The sequence below is a fragment of the Allobosea sp. 05T439 genome (assembly GCF_056396005.1).
In genome coordinates this window covers 1-11,573 of the sequence record NZ_JBFTKP010000080.1, presented here as the reverse complement: position 1 = coordinate 11,573, position 11,573 = coordinate 1, and the positions used below count along the sequence as shown (strand labels likewise).

At 60.4% G+C, this 11,573-nt stretch carries 9 protein-coding genes and 1 pseudogene; 4 read left to right on the top strand and 6 right to left on the bottom strand.

What is annotated here, in order from left to right:
- Positions 1–955 precede the first annotated feature (955 nt).
- Both AC1DIO_RS34460 and AC1DIO_RS34455 read left to right on the top strand, forming a co-directional pair.
- Entirely contained in the window at positions 956–1,921 is a 966-nt protein-coding gene (locus AC1DIO_RS34460; protein ID WP_476854873.1) for a mechanosensitive ion channel family protein, read from the top strand.
- A 614-nt stretch (positions 1,922–2,535) separates the two neighbouring features.
- On the top strand, positions 2,536–2,835 hold the full coding sequence (locus AC1DIO_RS34455; protein ID WP_476769684.1) for a helix-turn-helix domain-containing protein: 300 nt from the start codon (positions 2,536–2,538) through the stop codon (positions 2,833–2,835).
- Between the two features lie 659 nt (positions 2,836–3,494).
- Here AC1DIO_RS34455 and AC1DIO_RS34450 read toward each other — a convergent pair.
- The 3 genes from AC1DIO_RS34450 to AC1DIO_RS34440 form a co-directional block, all read right to left on the bottom strand.
- Entirely contained in the window at positions 3,495–3,731 is a 237-nt protein-coding gene (locus tag AC1DIO_RS34450) for a hypothetical protein (protein WP_476769685.1), read from the bottom strand.
- 708 nt (positions 3,732–4,439) lie between these two features.
- Positions 4,440–5,735 carry a saccharopine dehydrogenase family protein gene (locus AC1DIO_RS34445; protein ID WP_476854872.1) on the bottom strand — a complete coding sequence of 432 codons (1,296 nt, stop codon included), beginning with the start codon at positions 5,733–5,735 and terminating at the stop codon, positions 4,440–4,442.
- A 41-nt stretch (positions 5,736–5,776) separates the two neighbouring features.
- Complete coding sequence (locus AC1DIO_RS34440; protein WP_441480384.1) at positions 5,777–6,874, bottom strand: carboxynorspermidine decarboxylase; 1,098 nt, start codon at positions 6,872–6,874, stop codon at positions 5,777–5,779.
- A gap of 703 nt (positions 6,875–7,577) precedes the next feature.
- Here AC1DIO_RS34440 and AC1DIO_RS34435 point away from each other — a divergent pair.
- Both AC1DIO_RS34435 and AC1DIO_RS34430 read left to right on the top strand, forming a co-directional pair.
- Positions 7,578–7,973, top strand: a complete 396-nt coding sequence (locus tag AC1DIO_RS34435; RefSeq protein ID WP_476854871.1) for a GreA/GreB family elongation factor — start codon at positions 7,578–7,580, stop codon at positions 7,971–7,973.
- Positions 7,974–8,231: 258 nt separating this feature from the next.
- A pseudogene (locus AC1DIO_RS34430) lies at positions 8,232–8,723 on the top strand (IS630 family transposase); the annotation flags it as partial.
- A 50-nt stretch (positions 8,724–8,773) separates the two neighbouring features.
- Here the strand turns inward: AC1DIO_RS34430 and rnk are convergent.
- The 3 genes from rnk to AC1DIO_RS34415 all read right to left on the bottom strand — a co-directional run bounded on the left by rnk (position 8,774) and on the right by AC1DIO_RS34415 (position 10,686).
- Positions 8,774–9,202 carry a nucleoside diphosphate kinase regulator gene (gene rnk, locus AC1DIO_RS34425; protein ID WP_476854870.1) on the bottom strand — a complete coding sequence of 143 codons (429 nt, stop codon included), beginning with the start codon at positions 9,200–9,202 and terminating at the stop codon, positions 8,774–8,776.
- Between the two features lie 457 nt (positions 9,203–9,659).
- On the bottom strand, positions 9,660–9,968 hold the full coding sequence (locus AC1DIO_RS34420; RefSeq protein WP_476769690.1) for a hypothetical protein: 309 nt from the start codon (positions 9,966–9,968) through the stop codon (positions 9,660–9,662).
- Between the two features lie 172 nt (positions 9,969–10,140).
- Positions 10,141–10,686, bottom strand: a complete 546-nt coding sequence (locus tag AC1DIO_RS34415) for a GreA/GreB family elongation factor (RefSeq protein WP_476854869.1) — start codon at positions 10,684–10,686, stop codon at positions 10,141–10,143.
- Between the last annotated feature and the right edge of the window lie 887 nt (positions 10,687–11,573).

Genomic DNA, 11,573 nt, shown 5'->3' with positions numbered 1-11,573 from the left:
CCCAAACGAAAACGCCAAACTCTCCGGAAGCCGGCCGGGGATTGATCGGAACCCCGGCCGGCTTCAAATCGGAATGGTGGCCGACATCAGATCGGAACGGTGGCCGGCTTCAAATCGGAATACCCGGCCGGAATGAATCGGAATCCGCAAGCCGGGAAGCGGCGACGACGCGACCTTCATGCAGGACAGTCTGAACGAKGCCGGACAAAATCCCGAGGTCGTCATGCGTGATGTAGATGTCGGGGAGCGACGCCATCCTTGGGCTCAATGCCGGATCGGATCGTCTCGAGCGTGATGAAACGGCCGTGCCTGCCGCTGGCCAGGAGTCCAGAGAGCCATCCGGATTCGGGGGAAAGCAGTTGGAGCGCGCCTGTGGTCCCGGCCCTACCGTGCGGTGGAGCAATAGCTGTCGCGCGTCAAACCCGGGCTCCCAGTATGCGAGGCAATGGATCGCGGAGAAATTCTTCGCTGAAAACTGATAATATCCCATGGTGGTAGAGATCGTATATTTCAGTTATGGAAAAATAAAGTGAATAATATACGAGTAAAAATATGGTAATCTTAAATTCGACAGATTGGTATACTAAACAAACAATATTCATAAATTTGATTTTCAATCTTTGCAGGACTTATTTTCGATCTCATTGCTTGAACTAAAAGATATATAAAAATCTAGATTTCGAACAAGCCCACGCTCCAAATTTTCCTTCCCAAGCCAGCTTTCTGTGTGAGCGCGCGATGATCTTGCGCGCGTGGAGATATGACGAATGACGAATGGATTCCAAATACTGCGCTGCGGCCATTTTGAGTGGCGGGCGCCCCAAGCAGCGCTATGCTGCGTATATTGCCTCTGGCCACTCCAGGCCGCCACACATGGCAAGCCACCGAGTGGGGCGGATTGGTTGTTCAGCATCCCGGGCGCGCAAGCATCGAAGCGCCATTGGACGGGCGAGTCATGAGTCAGACGCACGCCTATCAGCGCACGATCTGGCCGCTGCTCAGCGCTATGGCGAGTATCGCCTTGTATGTGCTGCATCAGCCGGCGCTCGATGCGTTCCAACTGGGCATCGAGGCCAGGACAATCCGGATCCTGTCCGGCAGCGCGAGCTATTTTTCGGCTGCCTGGCTTGGTGGACGCCTGGCTGGTCTGGCGCTTGAGCGCAGCGGACCCAGGAAGCGCCAGGTCCCGAAGCTTCTGGTCGAGCTCGTGACCGCGGGGCTCTTCATCGCAGCTGGTGTCGCTGCACTGATGCTGGTGATCGGGCAATCGCTGAGTGGAGCGCTTGCCGGCTCCGGGCTCGTGATCGCACTCCTGGGCTTCGCTCTCCGCAATGCGCTGGCGGATGTCTTCTCCGGCATCGCGGTCGGCATCGAGGCGCCTTACCGGATCGGCGACTGGGTCGCGATCGACGACGCCACGAGAGGAAGGGTGATCGAGATCGGGTGGCGCACGACTCGGCTGCTGACGCGGGACGACACCTATATGATCCTCCCTAATAGCAAGATCGCGCGCCAGACGCTGATCAACTACAGTGCCCCGAGGCGAAAATATCGCGCCAAGGTGCAGGTGGTGCTCGATCACGAAATCTCGGTCGCGGATGCCAAGGCCCTTCTGGCCGAGGCCGCGGCCAAACCGTCGATCATCGTCTCGTCGCCGCGCCCGGACGTCAGGGTTTTATCCTACGATGCGGAGGGCATCCGCTATCATGTCCGCTTCTGGGTGCCGACCTTCGCCGATGACGTCGATTGCCGCGATGCGGTCTTGTCCGAGATCGATGCAGCTTTGCGGGCTCGCGCCCTACCGCTTCCGCTCACCAGGCTCCGGCTGCTCGCCGGCGGGGCAGAAGGCGACGGGGCGCAGGCAGCGAAGGACTCCGATGGTCAATCCGGTGCGATGACGGGCGACGCCACGGCCGGATAATGCTCGTGCTGAGATCGCGAGTCCGGCCTATAGGCGGACAGATACGGGCGTTCTGTTCAGGCCAGATGGCGCGGCGCTGCACATATGCATCGATAAAGCGCTGATCGCGGCGCCGCTCCCACGCAGGCTCGGCTCGATCTTGCCGCTATMCTTGGCGGCGGATGAGCCGGGGCTGTCGTCAGTCGATTCGAGGCCGGCCGGTGCAACCCGATCGGGTCTGCGGTGCCTGAGGCTCGAACCATGGAAAATTTCGCCAGCGCCGTCGGCCAGTGAGCCTGTCATGACTGTGGAGCCTTCCACGAGGGCCCATCGCACAATATCGTCAAACGGCTTCGCTACACTTCGATACAAGCGGCGGCACTCCGCATTCGGCTTTTCGATATATCTGCAATGTATTTCGCTATTACTTCAAAATCGGATGGGATAAATTATTGTCAATTCTGCGTAATCTTATTACATTGCGATACTGCATACCACAGCACGACATTGCTCTTCACTTTTTGGGTTTCGTGTGCGCTGCTAGACTCTGAGCCGTTGCGGCCGGCTTTTGTGGAGTTCGGCGGCGCTTTGGCTTCATAGTCAGTAGCGATCGTTTCGGCAAAGGGAGATTCACGATGATCACTGGTGGGCAGTGCCGCGCAGCCCGCGCGCTGATTGAATGGACCCGCGAAAAGCTCGCCACCAATTCGAACGTGGATTCCGTAGTCATCGAGGAATTCGAACGCAGGATCAGCGTCCCCGACGACGACGTCCGCAGAACGCTCCAAACAGCGCTCGAGAATGCCGGCGCCGCCTTTATCGACGAGAACGGCGGAGGTGTCGGTGTGCGGCTGAAACTCAACCGCTCCGAGGTCAAGCGGATCGGCATCTTGGAAAATGAAGGTGGCATCGTCGGAACGGATGCCGTTCCATGAACTCCGGGGGCATCCGAGCTGATGAATTACAATGACAGACCGCCGCCGGGCAATCCTGTGCCGGCGCTGTGGCTGATTATCGCCGCGGCGCGAGAGTGGCTGTAATAGCGGCTGTTGGGACGATCTCCCCGGGGATGAGCAGACGGCGCTMAAACGTGTGAAGCGTGAGCCTTATCCTGCGCTCGTACCAGGACTGGCCGAACGAGTGATCTCCCTCGATCTGGCGGTGCTCCTCCACGACGACAAGGTGGGCGATGCTCTTGTCGAGATCGATGTCGTACACGGCGGCATCACCGATGCGGCTCAAGAGCCGGCTTGAGAAGGGCATCCCTCATCCTGAGGAACTGCGCAACAGTGTCTCGAAGGATGCTCCAGTGATCTCCGGCGCCTCCGGAAGCATCCTTCGAGACGCCATCCCTGCCGGAATGGCTCCTCAGGATGAGGGCTGTATGAAATATCAAACAGGCTCTGAGCACCCGAGACCTGTACGGGCTCCTGTCCACGGATAGCCTCGCCGGCCGCGCGCCGGTCGGCAACTGAGAGATACATGGCCTGACCGCAAGCGCAGCCTTGAGACGGCGCGGGCCGGCCATGAACCCATGACCGACCCGCGCCTCGTGCTCATCATGCGAGTTTCAAGTGAAACCCTCGTTTCCCGCCTACTTCTTGCCAACCGACTGTTTTGCGAGGTCGGCAATAGATGTCGCGGCTTGCTTCAGAGGTTTCGGCTTTTTTGGCTTCTTTGCCTCTCGGTTTCCGTTGCGCTTCTGCTTGGTCATTTTGACAGATCCTTCGGACCAGGAGCCATCCAGTTCATCCGGCGCACAGCTGTGCCTTGGGGCGCGGCGAAGCCGCGGTGCCCTGAATGGCGTGTTGACGGAGAAATCATTCGACATGCCGCGCATCCCCCGTGGCGGGACCGAATGCGGGCTCGACGGTTTTCCCTGGCCCGATCGCGCGATGGCCCAAGGCCAGCGCATCGAACCAGGGCTAGGGGCGTGCGTGCTGAGAGGGGGTACAGAAAACCCCGGCGGAGAGTTTGCTCCTCGACATAGGGAGACCATCGGACGTTGCCGACAGAAAGTCAAATTCAGGGAAAATTTTTATCTACCCCTCTTAAATATGCCGCGATCACAATCTATCTGAATTTTATTCCTGCATATTCTGCAGATTKAGAGATGTTGTTCCAGAATACGCATGGCTTTACCCGGAACAGGAATACGACGACCTGAATAAGGTCAGCGTATCGTCCCGTTTCGGGTCTCCCGCACAAACAGAAATCGTTGTGGCATCGCGCGAACAGAGTTCGCTGCTTGGGGAGTTGTAGCCGTGTCCGTCCGGTGCGGAAGCGTCACCTGCGACCGCTGCCATCAGAGAATTCCGTTGGCTGCCATCCATTGCCCGTCGTGTTTCACGCCGGTTCCAAGGCTGAACCGTTGCATCGAGGACGCGCCCGGTGGCGCCCTCGGAACTGCCTCAGGCCGTGCCGCGATCGGCAGAAGCTGAGCCGCGATCTCGGCGGTGGCACGACCGGCCGGAACGGGAAAGCGCGAGATCGACCGCTTCCCCGTTCCGTTGATCGCCGCCGCTGAACGCCTGCGCGTTCAATCGGCAGGAGCAGCCTCGACCCGGGCCATTTCCCTTGTACCGCGCTTCGGTACGTCAAAATTCAGCAGCCTGTCGCCGAATACATCCTTGATCCGGGTGGACAGCCCCATCCGATCGAGAAGGCCAAGGAACGGGCGTGGCGGCAGCTCTTCGACATTCGCCATCGTCCCGACGTCCCAATCGCCACGGGCGATCAGGATCGCGGCGGCAGCTGCCGGCACGCCAGCGGTGTAGGAGATCGCCTGGCTGCCGACCTCTTCATAGGCTTCGGCGTGATCGGCGACATTGTAGATGAAGACTTCCCGCGCCTTGCCGTCSTTGATGCCCTTTACCACGTCTCCGATGCAGGTCTTACCGACATAGTCCGGGGCCAGCGAGGAGGGATCCGCCAGGACGGCCTTCAGCAGCTTTAGTGGAACGACCTCTTGGCCCTCGGCCGTTCGGACCGGCTGCTCCGACAGCAAACCGAGGTTCTTCAACACATTGAATACGGTAATGTAGCGCTCGCCGAAGCCCATCCAGAACCGGATGTTAGGCACGTCGAGGTTCCGCGACAGCGAATGCACCTCATCATGTCCGGTCAGGTAGGTCGTCCTCTTGCCGACCACGGGCAGGTCCCACTCCTTACGCGTCTCGAACATGCGGTTCGAGGTCCATTGCCGCTTCTGCCAGGACCAGACCTGCCCCGTAAACTCGCGGAAGTTGATTTCGGGATCGAAGTTGGTCGCAAAATAGCGGCCGTGGTCGCCGGCGTTCACGTCGACTATATCGATCGATTCGATCTTGTCKAAATACTCGTCGCGCGCCAACGCCGCATAGGCGTTGACCACGCCGGGATCGAAGCCCGCGCCGAGAATGGCGGTCACGCGTGCGCCTCGACAATCCTCACGGCGCTTCCATTCGTAGTTGCCGTACCATGGCGGCATCTCGCAGACCTTCAGCGGATCCTCATGGATCGCCGTGTCGATATAGGCCGTACCCGTGGCGAGGCAGGCGGTCAGCACCGACATGTTGACGAAGGCCGAGCCGACATTGATGACGATCTGACAGTCGGCCTTGCGGATCAGCTCGGCGGTCCGCGCCACATTCATCGCGTCCAGCGCGTGGGGGACCAGCCGACCTCCGGTCTTCAGGCTTCCTTTCTCGTGCACGGAGCGAATGATCGCTTCGCATTTCCCGATGGTTCGCGAAGCGATGTGAATGTCGCCGAGCACATCGTTGTGCTGAGCGCATTTGTGGGCGACCACATGTGCCACGCCACCTGCACCGATTATCAGAACGTTCTTTTTCATTTGGGCTGGTGCCCCTTTCTTTTCCTTGGTTGGGACGAGCCTCAGGACAGGCTCGTCAGGTAGTCCTCGAACGAGAATTCGCGGATGAGCTTCAGGCTGCCGTCGCGCTCGCGCACGGCGATCGACGGCATCTGCACGCCGTTGAACCAGTTCTTCTTCACCATGGTGTAGCCGGCCGCATCCTGGATCGAGATGCGGTCTCCGGGCTTGAGCTCGCGCTCGAAGCGGAACTCGCCGAAAATATCGCCCGCAAGGCACGATTTCCCGCAGATCATGTAGCTGTGCGGACCTCTGTCCGGGGTGATCTTGGCGCTTTGCCTGTAGATCAGCAGGTCGAGCATATGCGCCTCGATCGAGCTGTCGACGATGGCGAGGTTCTTGCCATTGCTGAGTGTGTCGAGGACCGTCACCTCGAGTGTTGCGCTCTTCGTCACGGCGGCCTCGCCCGGCTCCAGATAGACCTGCACGCCGTAGCGCTGCGAAAAGACGAGCAACCGCTCGCAGAACGCTTCGAGCGGATAGTCGTCTCCAGAGAAATGGATGCCCCCGCCAAGGCTGACCCAGGCCAACTGCTCTATCAGGGGGCCGAACCTGCCCTCGATCTGCGTCAGCATTCGATCGAACAGGGAGAAATCGGCATTCTCGCAATTGTTATGGATCATGAAGCCGTCAATTTGCCCGATGATCGCAGCAACCTTGTCTCCATCCCACTCACCCAGTCGGCTATGCGGGCGGGTGGGATCGGCGAGATCGAAACCGGATGAACTGATCTGCGGATTGAGCCGCAGTCCACGCTCCAGCCCCGCGGTCCTATCGGCGAAGCGCTCTAGCTGGCCGATCGAGTTGAAGATGATCTTGTCGGCATGGGCCACGATGTCATCGATCTCGTGATCGCTGAAGGCGACGCTATAGGCATGCGTCTCCCCGCCAAATTTTTTGCGGCCGAGCTTCACCTCGTAGAGCGAGGAAGACGTCGTGCCGTCCATGTAATCGCGCATGAGATCGAAGAGCGACCACGTGGCGAAGCATTTGAGCGCGAGCAGAACCTTCGCGCCGGAAGCTTCGCGCACTCGCTGGATCGTCTCCAGGTTGCGCAGCAGGGCGTTCTTGTCGATCACATAATACGGTGTCTGGATCATCGATGCATGGTTCCTTCCTATCCGCCGCATGCCTCTGCGGGGACCGTTCAGGGGCAGGTGGTTGCCATCCGGGACCCGCAAATGCTCACGCATTCAGCTGGGCGGCGGATGCGAGCTGGGGCCGCGTGGGAGACGAGGCGGAACGCGCACGCGAAACCGCAGCCGCGGGGAAAAGCCTGACCCAATGAGCCGAGACGATTATGATCCGGCGGGCGAACCTATCGTTCCCGCGCATGAGATCAGCGCTCTCGCGCTGTTCCCGCGACTTTTTCGCTCAACTCGGAACGGATGGGTAAAAACGATTGCCGACAAGCGGGAGAGAGGCGTCCGGAGCCCGGAGAGCATCGCCCCAAGGCGCACTTCCAGGGCGCACGCAGCAAAGACACCTTCCCTTTGGGTGGCGCTCAGCAGAGCTGCGACCATCCCAAATTGGAAGAGGGTGCGATGAAACATGTCATCCTCTCCAATCAGAAAAAGAAGCCTACGTCAGGCAATATTGCTTTCATACGACGGATGGTGTGAAATATCAATAGCCTATATTTTTTGAATTCGTGCTTATAGAATACGGATGAAAAAAGAGATTAAAAAGGCTATTCCCTGATCTAGCGCCAAAAGCGGTAGCACTGCTTCATAGCACAAATATTGACTGATTCAGAGCTGGAGGTATAGGCTACCGATCTCTCGACCGCTCGGGATTTCTGCGATGACTGAAGCGCCTTCGATCACTGTAACGACGCTCGATCGCGATCGGCTGCGCCAGATGATCCATCTCTCCACGCTCGCGGGCCCTGCTGCGGCGACGCCGGCGATCGTGCTGCTCTCGAAGGCACTGACGGAAGCGCGCGCGGTTGCGCCTTCCGATATCTCGCGGCACGTCGCCACGATCAATTCCCATGTGACCTATCGCACCCAGGGCCGAGGCAGTCGGGCGCATGTCGCCGCGGTCACCTTGGTTCCCCCCGCAGACGCCGACATGCAGCTCGGCCGCGCCTCAGTCCTCGCCCCTACGGGCAGTGCGCTGCTCGGACTCGCCGAAGGAGAGAGTATCGAGTGGCCAGACGAAGCCGGCAAATGGCCAGATACACTCTCCTCCAAGTAGTTTTTCAGCCCGAAGCGGTTGGCCGGTTCGACCTGTAGGCCGGGCCGGAGAATGAGGGCTTTCAGATCCTCTTTGTCGACACTGCATCCCACATGCTCGAGGATCGCCGGACCTATCGGACCAAGCCGGAGATCGGCTCGAGGAGACCGACCGGGTTCTCGCCGCCTGCGAGCGTTTGGCTGCGCGCTGGCCGATGCCGGCTATGGCCTGCCCGCGCATTCCGGCAGGGCTGAGCGAGCGGGGGATCGGCTCGTCTTGACCTCGATCAACACCAAGATGGTCAGGCTGCGCGGCCGCAGCCCGTGCGGAGAGAGACTGCGCGCGTCTGCTCCTTTCGGGTATTGGCGAACCCAGAGCTTCATCGCAGGCCTGCGCTGTCATCGCCTGACCGCACCATGGATCATCGACAAGGCCATGGATCGGATCGCATTCGATCTCTATGTCGAGACCCAGCTCGCCCCCACACTGGCGAAGGGCGACATCGTCATCCTCGACAATCTCGCCGTCCACAAAAGCGCGCGGGCGGCCCTGTGCCTCGCCGACAGGGGCGCCTGGCTCCTCTTCCTGCCGCCATACAGCCCAGATCTCAACCCGATCGAGATGGCCTTCGCCAAGCTCAAGGCCCATCAGCGAAAGGCCGCAGCAAGAACATTCGACGCGCTCTGGCGCGCCGTCGGCGACATCTGCGATCTCCGTTACCCCTGCAGAATCCGAAGCCTCTTCAGCCACGCCGGATATGCGTCCAATTAATCGTCCGACGCTCTAGTTCCAGCAATCAGCTCTCCAAGGCGGCGCGGCGCTCAGGCCAGCTGCGTCTCACGCTCCACCGGATCGCGGACGGCTTGAACCGTCAGGCGCTTCACGTCGCCGCCGCGCGTGGTCCAGTTGATCGACTGGCTGATGGAAAGTCCGATCAGCGCCGTGCCGATCGGCGTCAGGATGGAGATCTTGCCCTGCGCGATATCGGCATCAGGCGGGAAGACGAGGGTCACGGTCGTTTTCTTGCCCGTCACCTCGTCATGGTACACGACCTCGCTGCCCATGCGCACCGTGTCGGCAAGCTGCTTGCCCTTTGCGAGAACGCGGGCGCGCGCCACTTCGTCCGAAAGCTCGGCTGCGACATCGGGGAAGGTGTTGGTCGCGGCGTTGGCGAGCTGAGTGAGCTTCTCATGATCGACGGCGGTCAGCGTGATACGGGGCTTGGCCCCGCCGGAAGTCTGGCTGGTCATTTCGATTATCCTGTTCTGGACGACTGCGAGCCATGCAGGCTTCGCGTGTTGATGGAATGCCCGCGCGTTCGAACGGCGCGGTTCCGGGCTATGGCGCCGGTGGCTTGCTGCGAACCCGAGGCGCGCGAAGCGACGAAACCGGGGTTAGTTGCCCGCGATCAGCTTGCCTGCCCGATGCAGGCCGCGACGGAAGTAAGAGAAGCGCGCCATTATACGTGAATACTTAGTCGCGGCGCGCGAATTGTCAAATCACATGGTTGCCGGCATTGTCACGTTGTCGATAATCCACGCGTCAACACGCCGCAACCCCTGCCTGCGCAGGCCCCCGCAAGGCGGCTTGGGGGCGACGCCGATATCGCGCCGTCAACCGCCCGGCCCTGGCAGGCTTCTGACCGGAGGGACGCGGACCGGTGCAGCGCAAGGCGCGATTGGGGAAGGGGGCAGGCGCAACACGTGCCTAGGGGGCGAAGCGCCGCAACGAAAAGCAGTTACTTGGGCGATAAGCCGCCTCAGTGCCCGCTATCCCTCCATCCAAGTCTAGGCCCATGAAAAGACGCCCGGGGTGGGCTCGGCTTGGGGCGAGGAGGAGAGCCGTGCCGTGGTGCGCGCCGAGCACGAATGGCGTCATTCCCGCAATGCCCAGGATCATGAACCATTCTGGCGTACCGGAGAGCACCGGCCACAGCCGCGCCATGAGGAAGACCCCTACGACCAGGAGGCCGATACCGCTGACGAGGACCGCAAAGATCCAGGCGAAGCCATCCATCCTCCTCCGCCGCTCACGGATGGGTAGAGGGACACGGTCACGGCCAGGCAGGCCAGCAAGGCGAGACCGGTGATCCAGGTCACCGGTTCGGGGGAGGCCACCGGAGAGAGGACCACGGCCAGACTGCCTACGAAAGGCAGAATGAGGATCAGCAGTAGCGGGGAGAGTTCCATCATTCTCCTTTGCCTGGGAGGCGTCGTGCGTTCTTAGGCCATCGGGGGCGATCCGCCAACGACGAGCGCATCGCAGGCGGGTTCGAGGGAAACAGCCCTCGGACGATCCCCGACGTCGTCGCAGGGTCGACCGCCACGACTTCGACCCATGGCGGCGCGCGAACGTCCGCCCCGATCATCGGGGTTCGATCGCCCATCGAGAGACCGAGCAACGTGATGCCGAGAGGCGTGATCACGGATAGCTCCGCGGGCGCCCACATTCCGTCTGCGGGATCGATCAACAGCCGACGTTCGGGCTGCCTCGAGTCCCCGATACGATAGGTGACGAACCCATCCAGCAAGACCGTTTGCTCCGGGATAGCTTCCGCCTCACGCCACTCGGCGCGGCTCAGCTTGCGGACAAGGGTCGACGCGAGCGGATGCATTTGCTCGGCGAGCAACTCCGCCAGCGCTTGCAGCCGCACATAGTCGCCTTCAGGAAGCAGGGTGACGGATCGTTTCAATGTGCAAATCATGGTTGCCACCAGCATTTTGCAGGCAGTCATGACGGAATTGTCCGAATTGCTTGCCGCTCTATGAGACCCGCGCAACCCGGTACGCTGGAGCTCTAGCCTCCGCCCGGACCGGGCCGCGACGCAGCCGGGTCGGGTTCAGTTCCCCGTAATGTGGCACACCCGCTCGAAGAGAAGAGTGAAGGACTCGATCCATGAGATGTACGTGGAGTGTCATAGCCGGGAGGTCAAGGAAACCGATTGCGGCACGGTTGAGATCATCCACAGCCAGCCCTAACAACCGGAAGTACGGAAGAAACCGGCAGATCAACCAAGAGATAATCGTTTTCAACTGAGTCGTTAAACCCGTTACACCTCGATTAATTCTTCTGAACGGGCGATCCAGTTCAGTTGGCCGTCCTGCAACTGTGGCACGACGTCTCACAATGTCTGGGCCTGCTGGCGATGGGCAGGTTCGTAACTACCTTTCACTCTATGAAGGACAGAAATGCGATTAACGCGCTGCGACGCGCACTAAGGCTGGTCTTCGTAATCACGGCGTTCGCCCTGATCGTAGCGGCAGTAATGGAGTGACTCGGACTCGCTGGCTCTCGGTCATGAGACCTTGGAGTGCCGCGCATCGTTCTTGCGACCATGCCCAACCAAGCCCTGTTAAAAGGGTGTCGCAAATCCGGGGTTTCAGGTCGCGCGTCACCATCCGAGGAGCGAGGTCATGGCCGACGAAGTGCGGGTCCGCTGTATGGTGGACGTGCTGATCCATATACTATCGCAATGTCAACGGCGGCCGGATTCCAGGCCACTTGGGCGGAGCAAAACCAGGCCAGCGCTGGCGATGTGAGACGATAAGCCAAGGGCCCCGATCGGGGCCCTTGGCTTATCGTCGCTTTCGTTTCTGATCAGCTCTCCATGATCTCGCCGGT

Bases quoted from the DNA above. Each gene is read 5' to 3' on its own strand.
- AC1DIO_RS34460 (WP_476854873.1), top strand. From the start codon at position 956: ATGAGTCAGACGCACGCCTATCAGCGCACGATCTGGCCGCTGCTCAGC.
- AC1DIO_RS34455 (WP_476769684.1), top strand. From the start codon at position 2,536: ATGATCACTGGTGGGCAGTGCCGCGCAGCCCGCGCGCTGATTGAATGG.
- AC1DIO_RS34450 (WP_476769685.1), bottom strand. From the start codon at position 3,731: ATGTCGAATGATTTCTCCGTCAACACGCCATTCAGGGCACCGCGGCTT.
- AC1DIO_RS34440 (WP_441480384.1), bottom strand. From the start codon at position 6,874: ATGATCCAGACACCGTATTATGTGATCGACAAGAACGCCCTGCTGCGC.
- AC1DIO_RS34435 (WP_476854871.1), top strand. From the start codon at position 7,578: ATGACTGAAGCGCCTTCGATCACTGTAACGACGCTCGATCGCGATCGG.
- rnk (WP_476854870.1), bottom strand. From the start codon at position 9,202: ATGACCAGCCAGACTTCCGGCGGGGCCAAGCCCCGTATCACGCTGACC.
- AC1DIO_RS34420 (WP_476769690.1), bottom strand. From the start codon at position 9,968: ATGGATGGCTTCGCCTGGATCTTTGCGGTCCTCGTCAGCGGTATCGGC.
- AC1DIO_RS34415 (WP_476854869.1), bottom strand. From the start codon at position 10,686: ATGACTGCCTGCAAAATGCTGGTGGCAACCATGATTTGCACATTGAAA.